Origin of the sequence: Nonomuraea sp. NPDC001831, assembly GCF_042892035.1 — a bacterium.
GTDB lineage: Bacteria > Actinomycetota > Actinomycetes > Streptosporangiales > Streptosporangiaceae > Nonomuraea.
Genome location: NZ_JBIATU010000006.1, coordinates 72894 through 98166 on the forward strand (window position 1 = coordinate 72894; position 25273 = coordinate 98166).

Sequence of the window (25273 nt, forward strand, 5' to 3'; positions counted from 1 at the left end):
GCTCGCCGCTCCGTGGCCGGTGCAACGACGAGCTGCTGAGCACGCGGCACTGCTCGCTGAGCAACGCGCCCAGCGTCAGACACGCAGGCAAGAAGCATGGCGGTCGCAAAGACTGGCACCTCGCCCTAGGCGCTGATCACTCGACGCCGTTGAGGGGAATCTCGTGCGAGCCGTGGAGGTCCCACGTGTACCCGCCCTTGCCGTCGTTGTCGAGGTCGTACTCGATGGTCACGTCGGAAGTCCAACCCCCCTGAGACCCGTAATACCCAGGAGTGTTGACGGGCACCGAACCACGCGAGTTGGAATTGATCACCGAGCGTAGGTCGGCGTCCTTCCAGCTTTCGACGTTGTCGTCCTGCTCTAGGCGTGTGCGGACCTTGAACTTGTCGAACGCGTTGAGCGGGCCACCGTTCGGACGGGACCAGACGACGTCCGCCAGGCCAAAGTGCTGTGGGTAACTGCCTTGCACATAGATCGCGCTCACGCACACGTGTACCTCGACCTTCACCGCGCCACGCCCTGGCGGATAAAAGGTCTGTGTGTTGTCCGAGACAGGCCAGCAGGAAGGGTTGAGTGCGTTGGCGGGTGACGGTGCCAGAGCGACAGTGGTGAGTGTCATCACCGCGCCGACCCGAGCGAGCATGCCGAACATCAGCCTCGCCCTTTGATGACCTGGCCGCTTTCATTGAGCGACACGCTCAGACGGCAGGCAAGCCAGAGGCTCATCCCACTGTTCCATACCATCCAGTGCCCTGAACGACCGTCCAAGGTCTGTGTAGCTGGTCAAGCGGCGGCTGGGTCCCCTGACTTCCTCGGCAACATGCCGGGCACCCACGTGACATCCACCATGATCACAAGTTCAGTGCCTGGACGGTGACACAGCACAATCCCCCTGGCCAATGGCACGACACGGGCCGAAAGCGGTCGCGATCAACGCGAATGCCGTGCCCTGGAGGTCTCAGGGCACGGCAAGTGGCGTCAGCGGATCAGACCCGGTCGACTCAGGCGGGCGGCGTGATGTCGAAGAAGGGGCTGCAGTTGGCAGGCCAGGGCCGTGTCCCCATGGTGCCCGGAGGCGGGAAGACGGTGCACGTGCTCTGCGCTATGCGCGAGTGTGCGTTGAGCACGGTGACGTGCACGGTCGTGCCCTCGTCGGGCGCGGCCAGAGTGATGTCGACCAGGCGGCCGAAGTTTCTGGGCAGCCGCGAGGACAGGTCGTGCCATCGTGGCGTCGTCCGCGGATCCCTGATCAGTACCTTGTCCTCCCGGATGACCCCTACGAACTTGGTCGGGGGCCTCTCCGCGTCCTCGGGGTCCCCTTGGAAGGCCGAGTCGATCGCGACAGCGTTGTCGTCTTCCATCCCGACAGGGAAGGAGCGGTTGTGCGCTTTCACGGCCTTGGCAGCCGCGGGGCCGTGAACGCCGGCGACCGATGTCGCGTGGACGCCGGCAAGGGCCGGCGCCGGAAAGGAAAGAGCCGTCAGTGCGCTGGTTGCCGTAGCGGCTAGAGCAAACGCCATTGTGCGCGTGATGCCGAGGGGGTGCGAAGCGCGCCCGCTCTGGTGTTGAGCCACGTGTGTCCCCTGTAGGTGCCAGATTCGAACGAACGGGGCCAATAGCTGCCCCTAATGGTTGCGAATGCGAAAGTACCCCTTCGGCGAAGCGATATAGCGCACAAGTTTTCCTGCGAAAGGCAAGGAGTGTCGAAAGACAAATAAAAGGCAATCGTTTCAGATATTTAGCAGCAAATAGGCGGAGGCGTGCATGTTCGCGCAAGATGATCCCCGGCGTAGCACGTGGGCTCCGGGGATGCACGCACCGGGCACGGAGGCGACGACGTGCGCACCGGCGTCCGGCCCGGTCAGTGGTGAGCCAAGAGTTGCCGTCGAACCCCGATCGTCCTGATCACCTCAACCGCGCTCCACCTGATCACGACACTCGTGATACCGGCCCTCCCGAAGCCGCAGCCGGGCACGTCGAGCAGAGACAATCCCAAAGACGGGGGAGAGGGACCACACCGCCACCCCCGTCAGCACCCAAACCGCCCACCACCCCTTACAGTGTCACCGGTGAAGATCAGACCAGGCCGCCCCGGCGACGACGCCCTCCTCCTCACCATGTTCGACAGCGCCGTGGAATGGCTCGCCAGCCAGAACCGCACCGGCCAATGGGGCACCCGCCCCTTCACCGGCGACCCCCGACGCACCCAGCAAGCCGCCGACTGGCTCGCCGGCGGCGGCATGCGCATCGCCGAGATCGACGACCAACCAGCCGGCTGCATCGTCGTCGGCGACGCCATGCCCTACGTCACCCCCGCCACCGAACCCGAGCTCTACATCCAGGTCCTCGTCATCGACCAACGCCACGCCGGCCGATCCGTCGGACGACACCTCCTGCAATGGGCCCTGCAAGAAGCCCGCGACCGCCACCTCGGACTCGTCCGCGTCGACTGCTACGCCGGCGACGACCAACGCCTCGTCGCCTACTACGAAAGCTGCGGATTCACCCGCGACCAGCCCTTCACCGTAGGGGAGTGGCCCGGCATGATCCTCACCCAACGCCCCTGACCCCCACCCCAGGGCCTCACACCAGCGACAACTGAGCCGCCCGCGGCCCCCGACCCACCGGCTCCGGCGCACCGCACCGCATCCCATAAACCCGGCACAACTGCGCAATCTGCCCCGTAATGCGCTGCTCATAGCCGGGGGAGGGGAACCCCGCCCGATCGTAGAGCTCCTCATAACGCTCCACCAGATGCGGATGCGCCCCAGCCAACCACCGCATGTACCACTGCCGCGTCCCCGGCGGCAACCGCAACACCACCGGCTCCACCGCCACCGCACCCGCACCCGCGATCCGCCGCACCGTCGCCGTCAACTGATCAGCCGCATCACTGAGCAACGGCAACACCGGAGCCATCAACACCCGGCACTCCACCCCGGCCTCCACCAGCGCCGACACCAGCTCCAACCGCGCCTGCGCCCCCACCGCACCCGGCTCCACCGCACGCCTGATCCGCTCGTCCACGAACGCGATCGACACCGCCACCCGCGCACCCGCCCGCGCCAGCACCCGCGCATCCCGCAACACCAGCGCACTACGCGTATACACCGTGAACGGCACCCCCGCCGCCCCCAGCGCCGCCACCACCCCCGGCATCAACCGATACCGCTCCTCAGCAGGCTGATAACCATCACCCGCCACCCCCACCGCCAGCGGCTCACCCTCCCACCGCCCCAACTCCGACCGCAACCGCTCCACCACATTGGCCCGGACCACGATCCGCGAATCGAAATCAGCCCCCGCATCCAACCCCAGCTTGCGATGACCCGCCCGCGCCCCACACCCCAGACACGCATGCACACAACCCCGATAAGGCGAAACCGCCCACCGCTCGACGATGCCCGCACTCCCCGGCACCCGCTCGATCACCGTACGGGCCTGCGTCTCATAAAAACCGTCACGCACCACCGCCCGCCGCTCGATCAACGGCCGCTCATCGACCGCCTCCACAAGCGCCAGCGCATCCCAACCCACCCAACCAGTGGAACACGCATTCGACTACCTTTTCAAGCGGAACCCACCAACCCCACACCCCGAAGGAACCCCATGGCCTGGATCCTGCTCGCCCTCGCCATCACCGCCGAAGTCCTCGCCACCACCGCACTCAAACTCAGCAACGGCCTCACTCACATCGGCTGGACCATCGCCGTCGCCACCGGCTACATCACCTCCTTCGTCCTGCTCGCCCGCGCCCTCAAACTCCAACTCGACATGGGCACCGCCTACGCCATCTGGTCCGGCGCCGGCACCGCCGCCATCGCCCTCATCGGCGCCACCCTCATGGGCGAAACCCTCACCCTCCCCAAGATCAGCGGCATCCTCCTCATCATCGGCGGCGTCATCGTCCTCAACCTCGCCGGCAACCACTGAACCCCATGCGCCACCAAGCCACCCTCCTCGACAATGAGATCGCCAAAGGCGAAGGGACCAGAGAAACCATGACCGTCGTCCACCACCTCGCCCTGCAAACCGACTGGGAACACGCCCAGCAAGCAGGGGAGTACCGCATCTCCACCCTCGGCCACACCCTCGACGACATCGGCTTCATCCACCTCAGCCACGACCACACCCAACTCCGCACCGTGCACGACACCTACTACACCGCCGTCACCCAACCCCTCCTCGTCCTCGACATCGACCCCACCGGCCTCGACATCCGCACCGAGAACGGCTACCCCCACCTCTACGGCCCCCTCCCCGTCACCGCCGTCACCGCCACCCACCCCTACGCCCCCTGACCACCCGTCCACCCCATCGCCCGCAACAGCCGCAACACATGCGGCGGCGTCCCCACCAACTGCGTACGCCCCGCCCGGCACGACATCACCAGCAACCGCGCCCCCTCCACCCCCAGAAAATCCAGCCCGCTCACATCCACCACCAGCGACTCGTCGATCCGCCGCGCCCGGCCCAACGCCTCGGCCAGCGCCACCTGATTCGTCGCGTCCACCTCGCCCACCAACCGGATGATCGACGGACCCGGCATCGGGCAGCACGTGATGCGCAACTGGTGATCGACATAGAGCAGATGGGGGAGGGACACACACCCGAGGGGGTCCGGGGTATTCACGACAAAGCCGCCATTCCCGAGCTCTCACATGCCCGGCATCGGAAGAGGGGAGTGGACCGTGGACCGTGCGGCCGGTGACACACGCCGAGGCCGCCGACCCCTGCACCAAGGCGGCCCCGCCGAGGCCGGAGGGGTTTCACGCCCCCTATTCACACACCCGCACCCCGACAGCATAGAGCAGCCGTCCGACCGCCGTGCGTAATCACCGGGATCTCCAGAGCCGCACGACCAGCCCTTTTGCGGACGGATTACCCAAACCACACAGAATCCACGTTCTGTACGGTATGAGCAGTTTGTCCGGCTAGAGGCGGTTCACGAAGCGGGAGGCGGCACGCTGGCTCATGCCGGTCTCGCCGCGTACCAGGAAGACGGCTTCCTGGATCTGGCCGAGCGCCTTCAGCTCCCGAGCCTGATCCACCAGGTCGACGCTGGGGTTGGGGCGGTTGCGGGGGCTTTTGGTGAATCGCACGGCCAGAATGATCAGCCAGATGACGGCGGCGACGATGACGGCGGTGAGCGCGACGAGGCCGGCCGTCGAGGCGGCCAGGGCCGGCGGGGCGGCGAGGAGCTGGCTGGACGTCAGGCTGGGCATGGTGGAAATCTGCCCGGCGGGTGACTGTTCATGCGGCGTGTTTTTGCCGGGTCGTGGCGTCGGCTGGTTGCTCGATAATGAACATTATGTCAAGTAGACCGGATCGAGGGCCTCCTCCGCGCATCCGGTCGAGGGTGGTGGGTCGTCGCGGTTGAGCCGGCAGTGCTCTGATGCGTTGGACTGTTGAGTCGGAGCCGGGATCGTTGTCGTGCTCCCCGCCGGTGGGCCCTTGCGTGTGGGCGGGACGAGCTACCCGCTTCTCCCGCCCATGTCCGGGGTTCGCCTCCGCTTCTGGACGAGGTCGAGGTGCGGCGGCGCGCTACTTGTCGGCGGTGTCCGATGATGCGCATCCTGGGTGGTTCCTTGCGCTACTCCCCCGCATGGTGACCAGTGGATGATCGTCTACGCTTCGGGCGATGTTGTCTTCGGGCGTTGGTGAGCGGGGTGGTCGGCGGATGGGCACGGTGTGGCTGTTCACGGGTGACAGCGTGACTCAGGGGGCGTTGCACACGTTCGGGTGGCGTGACTATACGCAGTTGTTCGCCGAGCGGGTGCGGTTCGAGTTGAATCGGCCGTCCGATGTGGTGATCAACACGGGTGTGAGTGGTCAGAAGGTCTCGCAGCTCGACGTGGAGAACGCGGTGTTGCGTCATCGGCCTGATGTGGTGGTGCTGATGTTCGGGCTCAATGACTGTGTGGCTGGGGCGGCGGGTCTTTCGGCTTTTGCCCGTGACTATGCCGCGGTGGTCTCCCGGGTGCGGGAGGCGGGTGCGAAGGTGGTGCTGCAGACGCCCAATCGGGCGCCGGAGTCGGGTTGGGCTGATCTGCCGGCTTATGCCGAGGTGGTGCGCTCGCTGGAGGCGGATGTGTTGGTGGATCATCATGCGGCCTGGGATGGTGGCGAGCATTGGATGGGGTCGGGGTGCCATCCCAATGAGTACGGGCATCGGGCGTTGGCGAGGAATCTGTTGCGGGCGCTCGGCCTGTGGGAGCCGGTGGGGGTGAGTGGGTCGTTGTTCATCCCGTGAGGGGGCTGGTCGCCCGCCCGCGGTGCCGGGCGTGCACGCTTTTCAGGACGGGGTGGGTGGGCACTCCAGGACTTCGATGGAGTTGCCTGGCATCAGTGTGATGTGAGGGTGGTCGCTGAAGAGCTGTGCCGCGTCTTCGTGTGTTTCGGCCTCTACGATCGCGTATCCGGTTTTCGTGTCCGTGAAGTCCTCGATGCCGTGGGTCGTCACCAGTTTCTTGCGGAAGAGTGGCGCTCCGGGGTCGATCAGGGCGTGCTCGTTCTTTCGGGCCCATGCCGCCCATGCGTGCATGAAGTCACGTTGCTGCTGCTCGGTGAGGGTCGCCTTGTCGGTGTCGTCGGCCGTGCCGTTGAGGATGGCGAGGTACTTGCCCATGGGCGGAGCGTAGCCCGCGAACGGGGCTGGGTGGTTGAGCGGTGGCGGGTTGTGGTGGGTGCCGTGGGCGTGGCTTGTGGGGTTGGTGAGAAGTTTTTTTCGGGTGTTTCCGCCTTCATTGTGATCTTGTCGGGCGCTTTGGAAATGCGGGTGCGATCTGGGGTTTCGTGGGGTGATGTGGCGGTGTGGTGGGGCTTCTGCGGTGGCTGACGGGGGCTTTGACGGCGTGTTGATTCACTGTCTTTGTCATGTTCGGTGGATTTAGGGTAGAGCTCCTGCCATTCGCTCAGCGAGAGGAGCAGCACGTGGGGAACCAGTCGGTTTTATGTCCGGTGTGTCAGGGGGTTCTGCCTGCTTCGGACAGGGAGGCGTACACCCCGCTGCGGGGGCGGTTGATCCTGACGAACGGGTATTGCGGGGGTGGGCACGCCGAGCGGCGTGCTGAGGTGGCGGAGGTGGAGGAGACGCGGCAGGTGGCGCGTCCGTTGCCGGCGCCTGGTGTGTCGCCGGGTGTGGTGGCGCCGGTGCCGATGGGGCGGCGCTGATTTCTCTGTTCATCGGTGGCCTGGGGTGGTGTGCCAGTAGTCGCGGGTCTGTACGGCCAGGCCGTCGGGGTTGAAGCGGGCGAAGACGCAGCCCGCCAGGGTGATGGGGTGGCCGTTGTCGAGGGCGTGGACCCGGTATTCGATGGCGGCCTGGTCGCCGTCGACGATGGGGGTGGTGAAGGTGACGTGGGGGTCGCTTTCGCCGGTGAAGGATTGGCGGATGTAGTCGGCGATGGCGTCTTTTCCGTGGTGGGGCGGGCGGAAGGGCATGCTGGTGTGGGTGGCGTCGTCGCTGTAGAGGGCGATGATGGCGGTGGTGTCGTGGTGGGTCCAGCCGTGTTGCCAGGTGTCGGCGAAGTGCTGGGCGGCGGCGCGGGTGTCCATGTGATCCATTGTGGTGGGTTGTCTCTTGCTGATCGGGGTTGAGGTGTCTCCCCCGCCAGCATTTTTTCGGGCATATCGGGGCAATTTGGCTGCTCAGCTGGGCTGTCTGCGGTGATTTGTCAGCATCGGTGGAAGATTCGTGTCAACATCTAGAGATGCCTGGGCCTTGTGGGACTGCCGTTGACGCCGGTGCCGGTGGTGTTCGCCGGCTCGCGATCGGTTGACGCCTCTCCCCTGCCCGCTGCCCTTGACGTCTCGGTGAAGGAAGTTCCGCGTTGCGCATCCTGCTCCTGTGTTCCTCGTTCAACGGCCTGACCCAGCGTGCCTGGCTGGAGCTGCGGCGGGCCGGCCATGATGTGAGCGTCGAGCTGGCGATCTCCGAGCGGGTCATGGTGGAGGCGGCCGAGCTGGTCAAGCCGGACCTGGTCATCTGCCCGTTCCTGAAGGAGCGGGTGCCGGAGGCGTTGTGGCGCGGGCACCGTACGGTGATCATCCATCCGGGGCCGCCCGGGGACCGGGGGCCGTCCTCGCTGGACTGGGCGATCGCCGAAGGCGAGCGCGAGTGGGGTGTGACGGCGCTGCAGGCGGTGGAGGAGATGGACGCCGGCCCCATCTGGGGGTGGCGGACGTTCCCGATGCCCTCGGAGCCGCCGCGCAAGTCGGCGCTGTACAACGGGCCGGTGGCCGACGCGGCGGTGGAGCTGGTGGCGGAGGTCGCGGGCAAGGCCGCCGATCCGTTGTTCACCCCGACGCCGCTGGACTACCGCTCCCCCGCTGTGACGGGACGGCTGCGCCGGCCGATGCGGCACGCCGACCGGGAGTTCTCCTGGGAGCAGCCGGCCGAGGAGATCGTGCGGGTGGTGCGGGCGGCCGACGGCGCGCCGGGCGGCCGGGCCCGGTTGTGCGAGTTGCCGGTACGGGTGTTCGACGTGCACCGGGGTCCCGATCTGGCCGGCACGCCGGGGGCGGTGGCGGCCCGGCGTGAGGGTGCGGTGCTGGTGCACACCGGTCAGGGGACGGTGTGGGTGGGCCACCTGCGCCTGGAGGCAGCACCAGGGGCAGGGCCGGCGGCGGGCCCGGAAGCCGGCGGGGTGAAGCTGCCGGCGACGATGGTGCTGGGTGAGCGGCTGGCGGGTGTGGGTGAGCGGGCCGGCTACAGCGAGATCACCTACGAGCGCGGCGAGGAGGTCGGGGTGGTGAGCTTCGACTTCTACAACGGCGCGATGTCCACCGACCAGTGCCGGCGGCTGGCGGCGGCGTTGCGGTACGCGGCGGCGCAGGACACGCGGGTGCTGGTGGTGCGGGGCGGTGAGGTGTTCTCCAACGGCATCCACCTGAACGTGATCGAGGCGGCACGTCATCCGGAGCTGGAGGCGTGGATGAACATCAACGCGATCAACGCGGTGTGCCGGGAGATCGTGCGGTGCACCTCGCAGCTGGTGGTGACGTCGATCGCGGGGAACGCGGGGGCGGGCGGGGTGATGATGGGGCTGGGCGCCGACCGGGTGATCGTGCGGGAGCCGGTGGTGCTCAATCCGCATTACCGGACGATGGGGTTGTTCGGCAGCGAGTTCTGGACGTACGTGCTGCCGCGGCGGGTGGGGGCGCAGGCGGCGGCGGAGCTGACCGGGCGGGCGTTGCCGGTGGGGGCCGCCGAGGCGGTGGAGCTGGGGCTGGCCGATCGGATGGTGGGCGGGTCGCGGCAGGAGTTCGAGCGGCGGGTGGTGGACTACGCGCACCGGCTGGCCCAGGACCCCTCGTATGAGGCGTTGCTGGCGGCGCGGCGGCAGGCGCGTGAGGCCGACGAGCGGCGCAAGCCGCTGGACGCCTATCGGGCCGAGGAGCTGGCGGAGATGAGCCGGGACATGTTCGACGACCGCAACGGGTTCCGGGCGGCGCGCCGGGCGTTCGTGGGCAAGGCGCGGGCGCAGGCCACTCCCCCGCATCTGGCGGGTCATCGGGAGCTGTCCGGCGCGTCGGGCCCCGCGGTCGCGGCGGCATCTCATATGTGAGATATGGTCGTGTGTTGTGGCAGATGATTACCTTGTGCGGATCGGCCGGCTCATCCGGGATGCGCGTCAGCATCGCGGTTGGACGCAGCTTCAGCTGGCCGATGCGCTGGCGACGAGTCAGAGCGCGGTCAACCGGATCGAGCGCGGCAACCAGAACATCAGTCTTGAGATGATCGCCCGGATCGGGGAGGCGCTCGACAGCGAGATCGTGTCCCTGGGGTATGCCGGTCCGATGCATCTGCGGGTGGTGGGCGGGCGCCGGCTGTCGGGCAGCATCGACGTCAAGACGTCCAAGAACGCGTGTGTGGCGCTGTTGTGCGCGTCGCTGCTGAACAACGGCCGCACGATCTTGCGCAAGGTGGCGCGGATCGAGGAGGTCTACCGGATCCTGGAGGTGCTGGCCTCGATCGGGGTGCGGGCGCGGTGGATCAACGAGGGCAGCGACCTGGAGATCGTGCCGCCGGCTCGGCTGGAGCTGGAGGCGATGGACACCGAGGCGGCGCGCCGTACCCGCAGCGTGATCATGTTCCTGGGGCCGTTGATGCACCGTACGGGGGAATTCCAGATCCCGTACGCGGGCGGCTGCGACCTGGGCACGCGTACCGTCCAGCCGCACATGTCGGCGCTGAAGCACTTCGGGCTGGACATCACCGCGACGGGCGGTTTCTACCACGCCAAGGTGGACGGCGGCGCCGCCCCGGCGCGGCCGATCGTGCTGACCGAGCGCGGCGACACCGTGACGGAGAACGCGCTGCTGGCCGCGGCCCGGCATCCGGGGGTGACGGTCATCCGCAACGCCTCCTCCAACTACATGGTGCAGGACCTGTGCTTCTTCCTGGAGCAGCTCGGCGTGCGGGTGGAGGGCATCGGCACCACGACGCTGACGGTGCACGGGCTGGCCTCCATCGAGCGGGACGTCGACTACTCCCCCTCCGAGGACCCGGTCGAGGCGATGAGCCTGCTGGCGGCCGCGGTGGTGACCAGTTCGGAGCTGACGATCTGCCGGGTGCCGGTGGAGTTCCTGGAGATCGAGCTGGCGGTTCTGGAGGAGATGGGGCTCGACTGCGACCGTACGGGCGAGTACTGGGCGGCCAACGGCCGTACCCGGCTGGTCGACCTGACGGTGCGGCCCTCCAAGCTGGTCTCCCCCATCGACAAGATCCACCCGATGCCGTTCCCGGGGCTGAACATCGACAACGTGCCGTTCTTCGCCGCGATCGCGGCCGCGGCGCAGGGCTCGACGCTGATCCACGACTGGGTCTACGACAACCGGGCGATCTACCTGACCGAGCTGACCCGGCTGGGCGCCTCGGTCAAGCTGCTGGACCCGCACCGGGTGCTGGTGGAGGGGCCCACGCGGTGGCGCAGCGCCGAGATGATGTGCCCGCCGGCGCTGCGCCCGGCGGTGGTGGTGCTGCTGGCCATGATGGCCGCCGAGGGCACGTCGGTGCTGCGCAACGTGTACGTGATCAACCGCGGCTACGAGGACCTGGCCGAGCGGCTGAACGCGCTGGGCGCGCGGATCGAGACCTTCCGCGACATCTGATTTTCGTCGGTGGCGGCCGCTACCGTCTCCTCTGCAGGCGGCACGCGCCCGCAGGCGGCATCGTCTGCGGGCGGGTGTGTTCGGTGCGTCGCCGAGATGTGAGGAGGGGAGCCGGTGCGGCCCGCGGAGCTGGACAGGTTGACGGTGGGACAGGCGGCTGACCGCTACGTGGAGCTGGTGGTGGCCAAGACGTCGACGGGCGCGCTGTCCCCGGCCACGGCCGAGGTCTACGCGCGTGACGTGGCCACGCTGGTGGCGCTGGCCGGCGCCGACGTGGTGCTCGACGACCTGACCGGCGAGGACGTCGATGCGATCTTGCTGGCGTTCGCGCGCAAGCCCGACGCGCGGCAGGCGGGCGGGTCGGGGGCGGGGCAGTCGCCGTCCTCGCAGGCCCGGTTCCGGCGGTCGATCTCGGCGTTGTTCAAGCACGCGACGCTGGCCGGGTGGGTGCAGATCAACCCGATGACGGCGGCGACGGTGACGGCCAAGCAGCGGGGCGGGCTGCGTCCGGAGCGGCGGGCGCTGACCCGGGAGCAGGCCCAGGGGCTGATCGGCGCGGCGCGGCAGTTGCGGGAGGCGCCCGAGCAGGAGGGCAAGCGCCGCGACCAGCGCATGCAGCTGCGCGACGCGGTGATCGTGCTGCTGTTGTCGACGGTGGGGCCGCGGGTGTCGGAGCTGGTGCGCGCCAACGTGGAGGACTTCTACACCAACGACGGGGTGCGCTACTGGCGGATCTTCGGCAAGGGCGGCCGTACGCGTGACGTGCCGCTGCCCGACGACGTGGCCGAGGTGTTGCAGGCCTACCTGGCGCGGGGGCGGGGCCAGGTGGCCGGCGCCGAGGACGGCAAGGCCCTGCTGCTGTCGTGGCGGGGGCGGCGCCTGGCGCGGGGCGACGTGCAGGCGGTGATCGACCGGGTGCAGCGGCACGTCGATCCCGATCAGCGGCGTTCGGTGACGCCGCACGGGTTGCGGCACACCACGGCCACGCACCTGCTGGCCGACGCGGTCGACATGGACGCGGTGCGGCGGGTGCTGGGGCACAGCGACCTGTCGACGCTGGGGCGTTACCGTGACGAGCTGCCCGGGGAGCTGGAGGTGGCGATGCGGTCGCACCCGCTGCTGCGGGACAAGCCGTCCCGACAGAGCCCCGGCCACCTGGGGTGATCGGGGTCGTGATGGCGGCCATCGGGGTCGTGATTGGCCGGCGGCGGGCGGGAGCTGGTTGAGTCTGCGGCGTGAACGGACAGATCACCACCGGATGGGTGGACATCGCGGGCATGGCGGCCTACACGGCCCTGCCCGTGGGGGTGCGGCGGCCCGTGGGCGTGCTGGTCGCCGGTGAGATCTTCGGGGTGAGCGGGTACGCGCGGCGGATGGCCGACCGGCTGGCCGGGCTGGGGCATGCGGCCGTCGTGCCGGACTTCAACCACCGGCACGAGCTGCGGCCCTCCCCCGCGCCTTCGGCGGCTCCTCGGGTCGAGGCGGGGGTGCCGGTCGCCGCGGACGCGGTGACGGGTGGCCCGCCGGGGCGGGTGGTGGAGTTGCCGGCCGATGCGGCCGGCCGGGAACGGGGGCTGGAGCTGGCCTGGCTGCTGCGCCGGGAGCAGGTGCTGGATGACGCGCGTGCCGCGGTGGGGCACCTGCGGCGCGTGGGCGCCGGGCCCGCCGCGGCGGTCGGGTTCAGCCTGGGCGGGCACGTGGTGTGCTCGGTGGCCGGGGAGCTGGGGCTGGCGGCGGCGGTGGCGCTGTACCCGGGCTGGCTGACGGGCACCGACCTGCCGCTGAGCCGGCCGGAGCCGACGCTGGAGCGGGCCGCGCGGGCGCCGGGGCGGCTGGTGGTGCTGCTCGGCGCCGACGACCCGATCATCGACGGCGCACAGCAGCGGGCGATCGCGCAGCGGCTGGAGACGGTGGTGTATCCGGGCGCGAGCCACGGGTTCGCCGCCGACGAGCGTGACACCTTCCACCCTGCCTCGGCCGAGGACGCCTGGCGCCGCATCCAGGACGTGCTGGAGGAGGTGCGCCGCTCCCGTACGGGCTGATCCCGGCCCGGGCTGATCGCGGCCCGGATGGGTCAGGTGCGGGCGGGGGTGACGCGGACGGCCAGGCGGTCGAGGGAGATGCCCAGGACGTCGGCCAGTGAGGCGATGGTGAAGAACGCCGGCGTGGCGATGCGCCCCGTCTCGATCTTGCGGAGGGTCTCGGCGGACATGCCGGCCGCGGCGGCGACCTCGACGATGCTGCGCTCGCCTCGGGCCTGGCGCAGCACGTGGCCGAGCTGCTCGCCGCGCAGCCGCTCCTCGGGGGTCAGCGGGGATCGCACCATGCCCCCACCCTACACCCGCACGATACTTATACCGGTATTGTTATCGCCCCGGGGTGGGCCTCCCAGCGGGCTGGGAGTCAGGGGATGCGGGACACCTCGGGGAAACGGCTGTCGGGCTCCTGGAACAGGCGGGTGGGCTTGCCCCGCAGGTGCAGGTCGAAGAACGCCCCGACGTAGGCGCGCTGGGCCGCCACCGACCGTTGTGGATCGATCGTGCCGACGAAGTCGGCGACCGGCACGGCACTCTGCTTGCCGTCCTGCTTGCCGTCCTGCTTGCCGTCCTGTGCCTCGGACTGTGCCTTGGGCAGCGCCGCGGCGATCTGCGGCAGCAGCGCCTGCAGGTCGGTGAACGAGCCGTGCGCGGCGCCCTTGAACCGCAGCTCCCGCTTCCACCCGGTCGAGGCCCGCCAGAACGACTTCCAGCTCGGCTCGTTGTCCCGGGTGTGCGTCTGGGCCGCCAGCTGCAGGAACGGCCTGGCCACGCCGGTGGCGGCGACCGGGCCGACGTAGCCGCCGTCGAGGTTGACCCCGGCGTCCACCCGCGGGTCGTCGTGCACGAGCTGGGCCGCCACCGACCCGCCCAGCGACTGCCCCAGCGCCCCCACCCGCGTCAGGTCGGGCGCGCCGCGCAACCCGGCGGGCATCTCCCCGCCGGCGGCCCGCCCCTGGATGGCCCGTCCCTGCCCCAGGGCCGTGACCTGGTCCAGCACGAACCGCATGTCGGCCAGCCGCGCCCGCGCGTGCCGCTCCAGCAGCGCCGCGATGACGCGCGGGGTGAGCTTGGCCGGCAGCGGCAGCGCGCGCACGACCCGCCCGCCGGGGAACTCCACCTGGTCGGCCTCGTAGGTGTGGTCCACGGTGACGACCAGGTAGCCGCGCGAGGCCAGGTCCTGCACGAGCGTGGTGCCCAGCGTGCGCGGGCCGCCGTCCCCGGAGCCGAACAGCACGACGGGCAGCCGGCCCGCGCCGCGCTCGACCGGCGCGCCGGTGCGGGCGGCGGTGCGGGTGGCGGCCCAGTCGACGGCGCCCTTGGCGATGCCCATGGGCGGCGCGGAGCGGCGGTCCCAGTCGGCGGCGGCCAGGGGCGCCATGTGGGGGGCGAGCGGCTGCGTGCCGCTCTGGGCCGGGTACCACAGGCTGACCATCAGCTCGCGATACGGCTTCGACCGCACCAGGGGGTCGCGGCGGGAGCGGTCGACCAGGCGCAGGGCGACGGTTCCCACCGGGTGGGGGCCGCCGGGCGCGGGCAGGGTGACCATGACCGCCTGCCGTGCCTGCTGCTGTTGCGCGTGCAGGGGGACGGTGGCGGGCGTGAGGGCCAGGGCGGCGACGGCCAGAGGGGCCGCGTACGTCTTCACGGGCATGCCGGTGTTCTCCTCGAACGGGAAGGGAAGGCGGGGGGTGTGGTCCGAGGCTGGCAGGCGGGCTCGCGGGCGGACCAGCGGCCACGGGCTGACCTGCGGGTACGACTTTCGGATGAGGGGCCCGGATGTTCCTCCTTGCGGAGGATGGGGGGCGCCGGGGCGCGGCCTTTAGGGTGGGCGCATGACTCCGGCCGCCCGTCCGACTGCGACGCCCCGCTCGAGGATCGGCTCCACGATCGGCTCGAGGATGGGCTGGACGATCGGCTCGACGGGCCGCCCAGTGGTTCGCTCGGTGAGGGGCTTTGTGCGGGGCTTGAGGGGCCGCCCGGGGATCGGCTCGACGGTCGGCTCAGAGATCCGTCCGACGGTCGGCTCGACGGTCGGTTCGGTGATCGGTTCGGTGCCGCCTGTGGTTGCCGACGCGCTGCTGGCCGCTGTGATCTTCGTGGTCACGCTGGGGCCGGGCCGGGTGGCCGAGGGTGGTCCTGCGATGCTGGCGCTGCAGGTCGCTCTGGTGGCGCCGCTGGTGTGGCGGCGACGTGCCCCGCTGCTGGTGCTGTGCGCGATCAGCGGCGCGGCCGCCGTGCAGTGGGCCATGGGGGTGCAGCTTCCGGCCGACGCGGCGCTGCTGGTCGCGTTCTACACGGTGGCGGCCCGTCGCCCGTGGTGGGCGACGCTGGTCGCCGCGTTCGTGCTGGAGGCCGGGGTGGTGGCGGCCGCGGCGCGGTGGGCGCCGCCGGGCCGGATGCCGTTGACGGTGGCGGCGCTGAGCGCGATGTCGGCCGCCGCGCTGGCCGCCGGCCTGTGGGCGCGAACCCGGCGGGCCTACGTCGCCTCGCTGGAACGCGACCGCGACCAGCGGGCACGTCTGGCGGTCGCCGAGGAACGCGCCCGTATGACGCGCGACATGCACGACATCGTCACCCACAACCTGTCGGTCATGGTGGCGCTGGCCGACAGCGCCGCCTATGTCCACGACCGCGCGCCCGGTCAGGCTGTGGCCGCGATGGCGCAGATCGCCGACACCGGCCGCCAGGCGCTGCGCGACATGCGCCGCTCCCTCAGCACCGACCAGGGCGCTGAGGGAGGCGCTGGCAGACGCGCCGAGGGAGGCGTTGAGGGAGGCGCCGACCAAGCCATGGGTCCGGGCGCCGGGCAGGTCGCCGGGCAGGGCATCGGGCAGGGGCAGGAGTTGGGCATCGCCCCGTTGCAGCCGGCGCCCGGTATCGCCGATCTCGGCCCGCTGGCTGACCGGATGCGTGCCGCCGGCCTGCCGACCCGGCTGCGGGTCGACGGCGATCCCGCCGACGTCCCGGCCGCCGCGCAGCTCACCCTCTACCGGCTGGCTCAGGAGGCGCTGACGAACACGCTGCGGCACGCCCCCGGCGCCCGCGCGCACGTCCAGGTACGCCTGACCCGGCGGCGGGCCGACATCGAGATCACCGACGACGGCGGCTGCCCGGCGCCCCCGCGGCCCGCCGGGCGGGGGCTGGCCGGGCGGGGGCTGGCCGGGCGGGGGCTGGCCGGGATGCGCGAACGCGTCTCCGCCTACGACGGCATCCTGCACGCCGGCCCGGCACCCGGCGGCGGCTGGCGCGTCGCGGCCGTCCTCGACCTGACCGGCCCTCACACGACCAGCCCTCACCTGGCCGGCTCTCACACGACCGGCCCTCACAGGAGTGGCCCCCGCGCGACCGGCCCGGACGCGCCATGAGCCTCGACCTGACCGGCTCCCATCTGACCGGCCCGGAGGTGCCATGACCGTCCGGCTGCTGATCGCCGACGACGAGGCGCTGCTGCGCATGGCCTTCCGCATGGTGCTGGACGCCGAACCCGACCTGCACGTCGTCGGCGAGGCAGCCGACGGCGAGCAGGCCGCCCTGCTGGCCCGCCGGCTGCGCCCTGACGTCGTGCTCATGGACGTCCGCATGCCCGGTCTGGACGGCATCGAGGCCACCCGCCGGATCGTCCGGGACTGTCCCGCTTCGAAGGTGCTCATCCTGACCACCTTCGACCTCGACGAGTACGCCTTCGCCGGGCTGAAGGCCGGCGCGGCCGGGTTCCTGCCCAAGAACACCCCGCCCGCCGACCTGCTCGGCGCGATCCGCAACGTCGCCGCCGGGGAGGCCGTGCTGTCGCCGCGCGTCACCCGCCGCCTGCTGGACAGGTTCGCCCCCCAGCTCACCCCCGGCCCCCGTGAACAGCACCGGCTGCTGGACCTGCTGACCGCCCGCGAGCACGACGTGCTCGTCCAGGTGGCACGCGGCCTGTCCAACGCCGAGGTCGCCGCCGCCCTGCATCTGGCCGAGGCCACCGTCAAGACGCACCTGAGCCGCGTGCTGCTCAAGCTCGGGCTGCGTCACCGCGCCCAGGTCGTGGTGTTCGCCTACGAGAGCGGTCTGATCCGCCCGTCCTCATGACGGTTCGTGTCGCTCGGCCCGGTGGACGAGCGCGGCGATCCGGGCGCTCACCTGCCGCCACACCCCTGGCGGGAACCCGTGTCCCATCCCTTCGACCAGCAGGAACTCCGCGCCCGGGATCGCCTGCGCCGTGGCCCGCCCGCAGGCGGGGTCGGCGACGGCGTCGGCCGCGCCGTGGATCACCAGCGCCGGCACCGCCAGCCCGGCCAGCCCCTCCCGCCGGTCGCCCGATCCGATCACCGAGGCCGCCTGCCGCAACATGCCGGCCAGCGACCAGCCGCGGTCCCAGGCCCGCCCGGCCACGGCCCGCACCGCCTCCAGGTCGGCGGCCACGCCGCCGGCGCTCGCCCCGGCCACCATCCGCGCCACGTACAGCTCGCGGGTGGTCGGCGGCGGCCCCGGGACGGCGGGCGCGGCGCCGGGGAGCGGCGGCGGCGGTGTCATGCGGTCGCCGTGCGTGGACATGATCGAGGTGAGTGACCTGACCCGGCCGGGGTGGGCGACGGCGACCGCCTGGGCGATCATGCCGCCCAGCGACGCGCCCACCAGGTGGACGCTGTCCAGCCCCAGGACGTCCAGCAGCCCCACGGTGTCGGCGACCAGATCGGTGAGCGTGTACGCCAGCGAGGACAGGTCTCCGGCCAGCGCCGCGGCGAAGTCCGGCAGGCCGGCGGCGTCGAAGTGGGTGGAGCGCCCGCAGTCTCGGCCGTCGAACCGGATCAGTTGCAGGCCGTGCCCGGTCAGTTCGGCGCACAACCCGTCGGGCCAGTTGATCAGCTGACCGCCCGCTCCCATGATCAGCAACACGGGGGGCGCGGCCCGGTCGCCCAGCCGCTCGTACACCAGGTCCACCCGGTCCGGCCCGACCCCGGACGCCGTCTGCTCGGCCACCTCGCCCCTTCCCCGAAACTGTCGGCGCCTGTCGCTAGCGTGACCGCATGGAGGACAGCATGGACGACAGCATCGTCATCACCGGCGCGCGCGTGAACAACCTCAAGAACCTGTCCCTGCGCATCCCCAAGAACCGGCTCGTCGTCTTCACCGGCGTGTCGGGCTCGGGCAAGTCGTCGGTCGTCTTCGACACCGTCGCCGTGGAGTCCCAGCGCCAGCTCAACGAAACCTACTCCTGGTTCGTCCGCAACCGGCTGCCCAAACACGAGAAACCCGAGGCCGAGGCCATCGACAACCTCGGCGCCGCCATCGTCGTCGACCAGAAGCCGGTCGGCGGCAGCTCGCGCTCCACCGTCGGCACCATGACCGACATCCTGCCGATCCTGCGCGTGCTGTTCTCCCGCTACGGCACCCCCAGCGCCGGCTACTCCTACGCCTACTCCTTCAACGACCCCCACGGCATGTGCCCCGGCTGCGACGGCCTCGGCCGGGCGGTGCGCCTCGACCTCGACGCGCTGCTCGACCCCGGCAGGTCCCTCGACGACGGCGCCATCCGCTTCCCGCTGTTCGGGGTCGGCACCTGGCAGTGGCAGATCTACGCCCGCTCCGGCACCTTCGACCCCGCCAAACCCGTCGCCGACTACACCGAACAGGAGCGCCACCTGCTGCTGCACGGCGGCGGCTTCACCGTCGAGGTCCGCGGCAAGAACGGCACCCTGAACAAGGTCGACTACGAAGGCGTCGCCGACCGCTTCACCCGCCTCTACCTCAAACGTGACCTGTCGGGCCTGAGCGACAAGACCCGCCAGGCCGTCCTGGCCTTCGTCACCGAGGGCACCTGCCCCCAGTGCCGGGGCGCCCGCCTCAACCAGGCCGCGCTGGCCACCAGGGTCGGCCCGCACAGCATCGCCGACCACGCCGCCATGGAGGTCACCGATCTCATCGCCGTCCTGGCCGCGCTCGGCAACCCCGTCGCCGACACCGCGGCCGCCGCGCTGCGCCGCATCGAGCAGATCGGCCTGGGCTACCTCACCCTCGACCGCGAGACCACCACCCTGTCCGGCGGTGAGGCGCAGCGTCTGAAGACCGTCCGCCATCTCGGCTCCAGCCTCACCGGCATGACCTACGTCTTCGACGAGCCCAGCGCCGGCCTCCATCCCGCCGACGTCGGCCGGCTCAACACGCTGCTCCAGGCGCTGCGTGACAAGGGCAACACCGTGCTGGTGGTCGAGCACGACCCCGACGTCATCGCCGTCGCCGACCACGTCATCGACCTCGGGCCCGGCGCCGGCCCGCACGGCGGCACCGTCGTCTACCAGGGGTCCGTCGAGGGGCTGGCCCGCTCGGGCACCCTGACCGGCCGCCACCTGCGCGCCCGCACCCCGCTCAAGACCGCCGTGCGGCGCCCCACCGGCCACCTGGCCATCACCGACGCCGCCCTGCACAACCTCGACCACCTCACCCTCGACATCCCCACCGGCGTCCTGACCTGCGTCACCGGTGTGGCCGGGTCGGGCAAGTCGACGCTCGTCGGGGAGGTGTTCACCGCCCAGCACCCCGGCGCCGTCATCGTCGACCAGGGCGCCGTCAACGTCTCGGCCCGCTCCAGCCCGGCCTCCTTCATCGGCGTCCTGGATCCGATCCGCCGGCTGTTCGCCCGCGCCACCGGCACCGAGGCGGGCCTGTTCAGCTCCAACTCCACCGGCGCCTGCCCGGCCTGCGAGGGCCGCGGCGTCATCCACACCGACCTGGCCTTCATGGACCCGGTCACCGCCGTGTGCGAGATGTGCGGCGGCACCCGCTTCAACCCCGAGGTCCTGCGGCACCGGCTGCGCGGCCACACCATCGTCGACGTCCTGGCCCTGACCGCCGAGCAGGCCGCCGCGTTCTTCACCGAGCCGGCCATCCGCGACCGCGTCACCAGCCTGGTAGACGTCGGCCTGGGCTACCTCACCCTGGGCCAGCCCACCTCCACGTTGTCGGGCGGTGAACGCCAGCGCATGAAGCTGGCCGGCGAGCTCACCAAGACGGGCGCCGTCTACGTCCTGGACGAGCCCACCACCGGCCTGCACCTGTCCGACGTCGCCACCCTCATCGACCTGCTCGACCGCATCGTCGACGCCGGCAACACGGTCATCGTGGTCGAACACCACATCGAGGTGGTGAAACGGGCCGACTGGGTCATCGATCTCGGGCCGGGCGGCGGCAGACACGGCGGCCGCCTGATGTTCCAGGGCAACCCCGCCGACCTGCTGACGGCCTCCGGTTCCCGCACCGCCGAGCATCTGGCCGCCGCGCTCGCCTGACCGGCCGCGCGAGGGGTAGGGCTGACCGTGCCGGGGGCCGGCACGGTCAGCCCTGTTAAGCCCCGTGGAAGCCCTGTGTCAGCCCTGGGGTTCCTCCGCCGGGCAGCTGATGCCCTTGGCGGGTACGGCCCCCGAGATCAGGTAGCTGTCCATCGCGGCCGTGGTGCACGTGGTCATGCCGTAGACGCCGTGCCCCCAGCCCTCGTAGGTGAGCAGGGTGGCCTTGGCGCCGAGCTGGCGGGCCACGTTGGCCGACCACGCGTACGGCGTGTCGGGGTCGTGCTTGGAGGTGGCCACCAGCAGCGGCGTGCTGCCCTTGTACCGCAGCGGGTGCTGGGGGTTGTTGACCGGATGGCCCTGGCAGATCGGCATGTCGCCCATCGGCATCGGGTTGTAGCGCATGTCCGGCGCCACCGCGTTGGAGGCGCGCATCACCTCGGCGTACTCGGCGTAGCCCCGCAGCGACAGGTTCCAGTCCTGGCACAAGATCGCGGTGGGCAGTTCGGCGTACGTGCCGTTCACCGGCCAGTTGCCGGGAGGGCCCGGCATGTCCTCCGGCACCGGGCCGCCCGCCAGCGCGAGCAGCACCTTGGCCTCCAGCCGCCAGGCGGGCGCCTCGTTGAGCACCACGCCCAGCCACTGCAGGTTGTGCGCGCTCACCGGGCGGCCGTCACCCGGCCACCGCAGCTGGCCGCTGCCCGCCTTGGCCAGCAGCCCCTTCCACAACGCCCGGATGTCGCGCCCGCGCAGCACGCAGTCGCTGTCGCGCCCGCACCAGGCCACGAACTCCTCGAAGCTGTCCTGGACGGTGGCCGCCTCGCTCACCTGGAACGCCTTGACGTCCAGGCTGTGGTCCATGTTGCTGTCCAGCACCATGGCGCGGATCCGGTTGGGGAACAGCTCGGCGTACATCTGCTGGGCCAGCGTGCCGTAGGAGACGCCGTAGGAGGTCAGTTTGTCCTCACCCAGCGCGGCGCGGATGGCGTCCATGTCGCGGGCCACGTTGACCGAGTCGAGGTGGTCGTACAGCGGGCCGGTGAGCTTGCGGCAGTCGGCGCGCAGCCTCCTGTCGAAGGCGACCCACGTCAGGTAGTCGGCCTGGCTGGTCATGACCGGGTAGGGCATCTGGTTGTAGAGCGAGGCCGAGCAGGTCACCGAGCGGCTGCGGGCCACGCCGCGGGGGTCGTAGCCGACGATGTCGAAGCGCCGCTGGATGTCCTGGCTGAAGCCGGAGGGGCGCAGGATGTCGTTCACGCCGGAGTTGCCGGGGCCGCCGGGGTTGCTCAGCAGGGAGCCGATCCGCGCGGACGGGGCGGTGGCCTTGCGGCGGGCCAGCGCCAGGGCGACGGTCGGCCCGTCGGGCTCGGACCAGTCGACGGGCACGGCCAGCGTGCCGCACTCGACGGTGGGTTCCTCCTCGCACGGCCCCCAGGTGATGCCGCGTTTGCCGACGGCATCCGTGACGTCCTGCCGGGTCACCGCCGCGCCGGCCGTCCCCGCCATGGGGACGGCTAACAGCGTCGCCACCGTCATGAGGGCGGTGGCGAGCAGGGATGTTCTTCTCAGCACATTGCTCCTATCGTCGATCGGCACGTCGATCGGCGGGCGGGGCTGCTCGCACGGCGCATGATCGGGCCCCCTGGCCTGGCGGTGGAGCATCCCTCGTCCTGCCTCAGCGGCCCGTGGCGGGGCCGCTGCCGTGCCTCTCCTTGATCACGACTCGGAATCTAACAGGCGAAGGCCGCACTGGTGGACAATACGTCAGAATCTGGACAAATGCGGGTGTGGGGGCGGCACAACCCGCACCGCCCCGCCGAGCCGCCAGCTCAGGCCGGCAGCTCAGGCCGGCAGCTCAGGTCAGCAGCTCAGGTCACGCGCGGGCAGGCGGCCCGTCACCAGGAAGTCGGTGACGGCACGATCGCCGCAGGCGTTGCCGTTGGCCAGATACACCCCGTGACCACTGGAGTCCACGGCGACCATCCGGGCCCGCTGCCCGAGCGCCTCACGCATCTTCAGCGCCCCGCTGTAGGGCGTGGCCGGATCCCGCAGATTCTGGATCAGCAGGACGTTGGCCGGACCGCGCGAACCGATCCGCGTGGCCGGCTCGGCGGGCCGCCACGGCCAGGACGCACACGGCCCGAGATTCACCGGCATGCCCGCCGTCAACGGGTAGGCGGCCCGGCTGCGCCGCACCTGCTGCTCGTGCCGGGCGACCGAGCCCGGCCACACCACGTCGTTGCACATCGTGGCGCCGGCGTGCGCGGCGGTGTTCTGCAGGACGGCCTGCGGCGGCTGGTTGGGCGCGGGCAGCTCGGCGCCGCTCAGCGCGGCCTTCAACAGCCCCGCCAGCATCGGGTAATTGGCCCGCGAGTACAGCGCGTTGAGCAGGGTCTCCCGCAGCAGGTTGCCGCTCAGCCGCTGCTCCGGCTCCGCCCCCGGCCAGGCGAGCGGCTCGCGGTCCAGCCGGGCGGCCAGCTCCAGGAACGTCCGGCGCACCGCCGCCACGTCGGCGCCCAGGCCGTACTCGCCGTCGCGCGCGGCCGCCCACGCGCCGAAGTCGGGGAAGGCGTCCTGCACCCCGACGGCGTAGTTGGCCAGCCACTGACGCGCCACCTTGCGCGGATCGGGGTCGTCGTTGCTGTCGAGGATCACCCGATCGGTGGTGCCGGGGAACATCGTGGCGTGCACGGCGCCCGCGTAGGTGCCGTAGGAGACGCCCCAGTAGGAGATCTTGTCCTCGCCGAGCGCCACCCGGATCCGGTCGATGTCCCTGGCGTGGTTGCGGGTGCTGATGTGCCGGATCAGCGGCCCGCCGTTGCGGGCGCACGCCTCGGCGATCCGGCGCGACCAGGCCGCGTTCCCGGCGATCCCGCCGTCGGCGTCGGGATAGGGCTTCAGCCGCGTCAGCGACAGGTCGGCGGGCGCGAGCCCGCAGGAGACCGGCGAGCTCCTCCCCACGCCACGCGGGTCGAACCCGACGATGTCGAACCGGTCGAGCACCTCCTTCGGCAGCTTCTTCACCAACGTGCTCGGCCGGTTCACCCCCGGGCTGCCGGGACCGCCCGGAATGATCAGCAACACGCCGCGGCGGAGGCCGGGACGAGCCGTCTCGATCCTGGACACCGCCAGCGTGACCGACGGACCGCCGGGGGCGGAGTAGTCCATCGGCACCTCGATCGTCGCGCACTCCTGCCGGGGATCGACGCCCTCGCCGGGCTGACAGGAGCTCCACCGGGTGACGGCGGCGTGCGCCGGGGCCGCCAGGAGGGTCGCCGTCAGGGCGGAGGCGGACAACAGGGCAAGGGTTCTCATCAGGGGTCCTTTCGGGTTCCGGTGGGGACGTCCACGACTCTGCCGGGTCGTTGATCGCCGAACCAGAGACCTCGTCACCGACCGCCCGTGACCTCATCACGAAACCGACAAAACACCCAACATCCGGACTGCTGGAACGGGATGGAACGCCCACCCCACAAAGACCACCCACCGAAAAGAGACCAGCGTGACACCACCCACCACAGCCGCCCTCGCCGCCGCACTCCTCCTGGCCACCGCCCCGCCCACACCCACCACCCAGACCGGCACCGCACCCATCGTCCACGCATGGGGATACAACTTCTTCGGCCAAGTCGGCAACGGCACCAACGACACCCCCGTCACCCACCCCATCCCCATGGCCTCCACCGGCGGCCACGACGTCACCCAGACCAGCGGCGTCTACCTCGAAAGCTACGCCCTGCACACCGACGGCACCGTATGGACCTGGGGCAACGGAACCCAGCAAATCCCCCGCCCCGTACCCGGCCTCCCCCCGATCAAGCAGATCAGCAGCGGCACCGGCCACAACCTCGCCGTCGGCCGCGACGGCTCACTCTGGGCCTGGGGCAGCAACGACTACGGCGAGCTCGGCGACGGCACCACCACCCGCACCACCACCCCCAAAAAAGCCCCCATCACCGGCATCGTCCAAGCCGCCGCCGGCACCGGCTTCACCCTCGCTCTCAAAGCCAACGGCGAAGCCTACGCCTGGGGACTCAACCGCTTCGGCCAGCTCGGCGACGGCACCACCACCCAGCGCACCACCCCCGTCCGCGTCAAAACCCCCTACGGCATCACCCAGATCTCCGCCACCGGCGAATTCGGCACCGCCCTGCGCAACGACGGCTCCGTCTGGGCCTGGGGAACCAACGCCTCCGGCGAACTCGGCGACGGCACCACCACCGACCACCCCACCCCCATCCGCGTCGACCGCCACGTCTCCGCCATCACCACCATCTCCGCAGGCATCGCCCACACCCTCGCCCGCGCCGCCGACGGCACCATCTGGACCTGGGGCAGAAACTGGACCGGCCAACTCGGCGACGGCACCACCACCGACCACCCCACCCCCGTCCACCTCCCCCTCACCGGCATCACCCACGTCAGCGCCGGAACCGGCGAAAGCCTGGCCATCGACACCACCGGCACCCTGCGCTACTGGGGCGACAACACCTACGGCCAAGCCGGCAACGGCACCGCCGGCCCCGGCACCGCCGTCCTCACCCCCACCCCCGTCAACGGCCTCAACGGCGTCGTCACCGCCAGCGCCGGCCTCGCACCCCTGGCCGTCGCCGCACCCGGACCCGTCGTCGTACCCGACCTCACCGCAACACTCGGCATCCTGGCAAGCCGGCCACTCCTGGCCGTCGGCCTCCTCCCAGGCGCCACGACCACCACCCCCGACAGCCGCCAGTGCAACCACCTCGGCCAGATCGTCAGCCAGAACCCCCCACCCGGCGACACCGCCACCGCAGGCTCCACCGTCGACATCGTCGTCGCCGTCCAGCCCCCCAACGGCTGCCCCTGACCACCCCC

24 protein-coding genes are annotated in these 25273 nt (G+C 70.8%); 12 read left to right on the forward strand and 12 right to left on the reverse strand.

Annotated features, from left to right (window positions below):
• Positions 1-136 precede the first annotated feature (136 nt).
• A complete protein-coding gene (locus ACFYYW_RS20920) occupies positions 137-652 on the reverse strand; it encodes a hypothetical protein (protein ID WP_387650716.1) in 516 nt (171 codons plus the stop codon).
• Positions 653-1001: 349 nt separating this feature from the next.
• Positions 1002-1361, reverse strand: coding sequence for a hypothetical protein (locus tag ACFYYW_RS20925; protein ID WP_387650717.1), 360 nt, complete (start codon positions 1359-1361; stop codon positions 1002-1004).
• Positions 1362-2069: 708 nt separating this feature from the next.
• Here ACFYYW_RS20925 and ACFYYW_RS20930 point away from each other — a divergent pair.
• Positions 2070-2567 (forward strand): GNAT family N-acetyltransferase, encoded by a 498-nt coding sequence (locus ACFYYW_RS20930; protein WP_387650718.1) that lies wholly within the window; start codon positions 2070-2072, stop codon positions 2565-2567.
• Positions 2568-2583: 16 nt separating this feature from the next.
• Here the strand turns inward: ACFYYW_RS20930 and ACFYYW_RS20935 are convergent, their stop codons facing one another.
• Positions 2584-3513 carry a radical SAM protein gene (locus tag ACFYYW_RS20935; RefSeq protein WP_352326022.1) on the reverse strand — a complete coding sequence of 310 codons (930 nt, stop codon included), beginning with the start codon at positions 3511-3513 and terminating at the stop codon, positions 2584-2586.
• A 96-nt stretch (positions 3514-3609) separates the two neighbouring features.
• On the opposite strand from ACFYYW_RS20935, the gene ACFYYW_RS20940 reads away from it, so the two are divergent.
• Together ACFYYW_RS20940 and ACFYYW_RS20945 are read left to right on the forward strand one after the other, a co-directional pair.
• Positions 3610-3933, forward strand: a complete 324-nt coding sequence (locus ACFYYW_RS20940; RefSeq protein ID WP_387650720.1) for a DMT family transporter — start codon at positions 3610-3612, stop codon at positions 3931-3933.
• 68 nt (positions 3934-4001) lie between these two features.
• A complete protein-coding gene (locus ACFYYW_RS20945) occupies positions 4002-4301 on the forward strand; it encodes a DUF952 domain-containing protein (RefSeq protein WP_364415283.1) in 300 nt (99 codons plus the stop codon).
• On the opposite strand, the gene ACFYYW_RS20950 is transcribed toward ACFYYW_RS20945, so the two are convergent.
• Both ACFYYW_RS20950 and ACFYYW_RS20955 read right to left on the reverse strand, forming a co-directional pair.
• Positions 4289-4606 (reverse strand): STAS domain-containing protein, encoded by a 318-nt coding sequence (locus ACFYYW_RS20950; protein ID WP_387650722.1) that lies wholly within the window; start codon positions 4604-4606, stop codon positions 4289-4291. The two genes, ACFYYW_RS20945 and ACFYYW_RS20950, sit on opposite strands and share 13 nt — an antisense overlap.
• A 328-nt stretch (positions 4607-4934) precedes the next feature.
• Positions 4935-5225, reverse strand: a complete 291-nt coding sequence (locus ACFYYW_RS20955; protein ID WP_352326027.1) for a hypothetical protein — start codon at positions 5223-5225, stop codon at positions 4935-4937.
• Positions 5226-5680: 455 nt separating this feature from the next.
• On the opposite strand from ACFYYW_RS20955, the gene ACFYYW_RS20960 reads away from it, so the two are divergent.
• A complete protein-coding gene (locus ACFYYW_RS20960; RefSeq protein WP_387650723.1) occupies positions 5681-6253 on the forward strand; it encodes an SGNH/GDSL hydrolase family protein in 573 nt (190 codons plus the stop codon).
• A 42-nt stretch (positions 6254-6295) separates the two neighbouring features.
• Here ACFYYW_RS20960 and ACFYYW_RS20965 read toward each other — a convergent pair whose 3' ends face one another.
• Positions 6296-6628, reverse strand: a complete 333-nt coding sequence (locus ACFYYW_RS20965; RefSeq protein WP_387650724.1) for a hypothetical protein — start codon at positions 6626-6628, stop codon at positions 6296-6298.
• A 554-nt stretch (positions 6629-7182) separates the two neighbouring features.
• Positions 7183-7557: a nuclear transport factor 2 family protein gene (locus tag ACFYYW_RS20970; protein WP_352326029.1), complete on the reverse strand. Its 375-nt coding sequence runs from the start codon at positions 7555-7557 to the stop codon at positions 7183-7185.
• 275 nt (positions 7558-7832) lie between these two features.
• Here ACFYYW_RS20970 and ACFYYW_RS20975 point away from each other — a divergent pair, with 275 nt between their 5' ends.
• The 4 genes from ACFYYW_RS20975 to ACFYYW_RS20990 all read left to right on the forward strand — a co-directional run bounded on the left by ACFYYW_RS20975 (position 7833) and on the right by ACFYYW_RS20990 (position 13157).
• Positions 7833-9569: an enoyl-CoA hydratase-related protein gene (locus ACFYYW_RS20975; protein ID WP_387650726.1), complete on the forward strand. Its 1737-nt coding sequence runs from the start codon at positions 7833-7835 to the stop codon at positions 9567-9569.
• Positions 9570-9603: 34 nt separating this feature from the next.
• Positions 9604-11115 carry a helix-turn-helix domain-containing protein gene (locus ACFYYW_RS20980; RefSeq protein ID WP_387651260.1) on the forward strand — a complete coding sequence of 504 codons (1512 nt, stop codon included), beginning with the start codon at positions 9604-9606 and terminating at the stop codon, positions 11113-11115.
• Positions 11116-11229: 114 nt separating this feature from the next.
• A complete protein-coding gene (locus ACFYYW_RS20985; protein WP_352326033.1) occupies positions 11230-12279 on the forward strand; it encodes a tyrosine-type recombinase/integrase in 1050 nt (349 codons plus the stop codon).
• 71 nt (positions 12280-12350) lie between these two features.
• Positions 12351-13157, forward strand: coding sequence for a dienelactone hydrolase family protein (locus ACFYYW_RS20990; RefSeq protein WP_387650728.1), 807 nt, complete (start codon positions 12351-12353; stop codon positions 13155-13157).
• A gap of 32 nt (positions 13158-13189) precedes the next feature.
• On the opposite strand, the gene ACFYYW_RS20995 is transcribed toward ACFYYW_RS20990, so the two are convergent.
• Together ACFYYW_RS20995 and ACFYYW_RS21000 are read right to left on the reverse strand one after the other, a co-directional pair.
• A complete protein-coding gene (locus tag ACFYYW_RS20995; RefSeq protein ID WP_352326035.1) occupies positions 13190-13441 on the reverse strand; it encodes a helix-turn-helix transcriptional regulator in 252 nt (83 codons plus the stop codon).
• 77 nt (positions 13442-13518) lie between these two features.
• Entirely contained in the window at positions 13519-14805 is a 1287-nt protein-coding gene (locus ACFYYW_RS21000; protein ID WP_387650730.1) for an alpha/beta hydrolase family protein, read from the reverse strand.
• Positions 14806-15205: 400 nt separating this feature from the next.
• Here ACFYYW_RS21000 and ACFYYW_RS21005 point away from each other — a divergent pair, with 400 nt between their 5' ends.
• Together ACFYYW_RS21005 and ACFYYW_RS21010 are read left to right on the forward strand one after the other, a co-directional pair.
• The gene (locus tag ACFYYW_RS21005; protein ID WP_387650732.1) at positions 15206-16519 is read left to right on the forward strand and encodes a sensor histidine kinase; all 1314 of its coding nucleotides are present in this window, start codon (positions 15206-15208) and stop codon (positions 16517-16519) included.
• 43 nt (positions 16520-16562) lie between these two features.
• Positions 16563-17225, forward strand: a complete 663-nt coding sequence (locus ACFYYW_RS21010) for a response regulator transcription factor (RefSeq protein ID WP_352328864.1) — start codon at positions 16563-16565, stop codon at positions 17223-17225.
• Here the strand turns inward: ACFYYW_RS21010 and ACFYYW_RS21015 are convergent.
• Positions 17220-18116 (reverse strand): alpha/beta fold hydrolase, encoded by an 897-nt coding sequence (locus ACFYYW_RS21015; RefSeq protein WP_387650734.1) that lies wholly within the window; start codon positions 18114-18116, stop codon positions 17220-17222. The genes ACFYYW_RS21010 and ACFYYW_RS21015 overlap by 6 nt on opposite strands.
• Before the next feature lie 47 nt (positions 18117-18163).
• Here ACFYYW_RS21015 and ACFYYW_RS21020 point away from each other — a divergent pair, with 47 nt between their 5' ends.
• Positions 18164-20422, forward strand: coding sequence for an ATP-binding cassette domain-containing protein (locus tag ACFYYW_RS21020; protein WP_387650735.1), 2259 nt, complete (start codon positions 18164-18166; stop codon positions 20420-20422).
• Positions 20423-20500: 78 nt separating this feature from the next.
• On the opposite strand, the gene ACFYYW_RS21025 is transcribed toward ACFYYW_RS21020, so the two are convergent.
• Both ACFYYW_RS21025 and ACFYYW_RS21030 read right to left on the reverse strand, forming a co-directional pair.
• Positions 20501-21991, reverse strand: a complete 1491-nt coding sequence (locus tag ACFYYW_RS21025; protein WP_387650737.1) for an alpha/beta fold hydrolase — start codon at positions 21989-21991, stop codon at positions 20501-20503.
• 288 nt (positions 21992-22279) lie between these two features.
• Positions 22280-23734: an alpha/beta hydrolase gene (locus ACFYYW_RS21030; protein WP_387650738.1), complete on the reverse strand. Its 1455-nt coding sequence runs from the start codon at positions 23732-23734 to the stop codon at positions 22280-22282.
• A gap of 187 nt (positions 23735-23921) precedes the next feature.
• Here ACFYYW_RS21030 and ACFYYW_RS21035 point away from each other — a divergent pair, with 187 nt between their 5' ends.
• On the forward strand, positions 23922-25265 hold the full coding sequence (locus tag ACFYYW_RS21035; protein WP_387650740.1) for a hypothetical protein: 1344 nt from the start codon (positions 23922-23924) through the stop codon (positions 25263-25265).
• Positions 25266-25273: the final 8 nt, after the last annotated feature.

What these genes read in the sequence shown, in the direction of transcription:
- ACFYYW_RS20920 (WP_387650716.1), bottom strand. Translation starts at nt 652, where the DNA reads ATGTTCGGCATGCTCGCTCGGGTCGGCGCGGTGATGACACTCACCACT.
- ACFYYW_RS20925 (WP_387650717.1), bottom strand. Translation starts at nt 1,361, where the DNA reads ATGGAAGACGACAACGCTGTCGCGATCGACTCGGCCTTCCAAGGGGAC.
- ACFYYW_RS20940 (WP_387650720.1), top strand. Translation starts at nt 3,610, where the DNA reads ATGGCCTGGATCCTGCTCGCCCTCGCCATCACCGCCGAAGTCCTCGCC.
- ACFYYW_RS20945 (WP_364415283.1), top strand. Translation starts at nt 4,002, where the DNA reads ATGACCGTCGTCCACCACCTCGCCCTGCAAACCGACTGGGAACACGCC.
- ACFYYW_RS20955 (WP_352326027.1), bottom strand. Translation starts at nt 5,225, where the DNA reads ATGCCCAGCCTGACGTCCAGCCAGCTCCTCGCCGCCCCGCCGGCCCTG.
- ACFYYW_RS20960 (WP_387650723.1), top strand. Translation starts at nt 5,681, where the DNA reads ATGGGCACGGTGTGGCTGTTCACGGGTGACAGCGTGACTCAGGGGGCG.
- ACFYYW_RS20965 (WP_387650724.1), bottom strand. Translation starts at nt 6,628, where the DNA reads ATGGGCAAGTACCTCGCCATCCTCAACGGCACGGCCGACGACACCGAC.
- ACFYYW_RS20970 (WP_352326029.1), bottom strand. Translation starts at nt 7,557, where the DNA reads ATGGACACCCGCGCCGCCGCCCAGCACTTCGCCGACACCTGGCAACAC.
- ACFYYW_RS20995 (WP_352326035.1), bottom strand. Translation starts at nt 13,441, where the DNA reads ATGGTGCGATCCCCGCTGACCCCCGAGGAGCGGCTGCGCGGCGAGCAG.
- ACFYYW_RS21000 (WP_387650730.1), bottom strand. Translation starts at nt 14,805, where the DNA reads ATGCCCGTGAAGACGTACGCGGCCCCTCTGGCCGTCGCCGCCCTGGCC.
- ACFYYW_RS21010 (WP_352328864.1), top strand. Translation starts at nt 16,563, where the DNA reads ATGACCGTCCGGCTGCTGATCGCCGACGACGAGGCGCTGCTGCGCATG.
- ACFYYW_RS21020 (WP_387650735.1), top strand. Translation starts at nt 18,164, where the DNA reads ATGGAGGACAGCATGGACGACAGCATCGTCATCACCGGCGCGCGCGTG.
- ACFYYW_RS21030 (WP_387650738.1), bottom strand. Translation starts at nt 23,734, where the DNA reads ATGAGAACCCTTGCCCTGTTGTCCGCCTCCGCCCTGACGGCGACCCTC.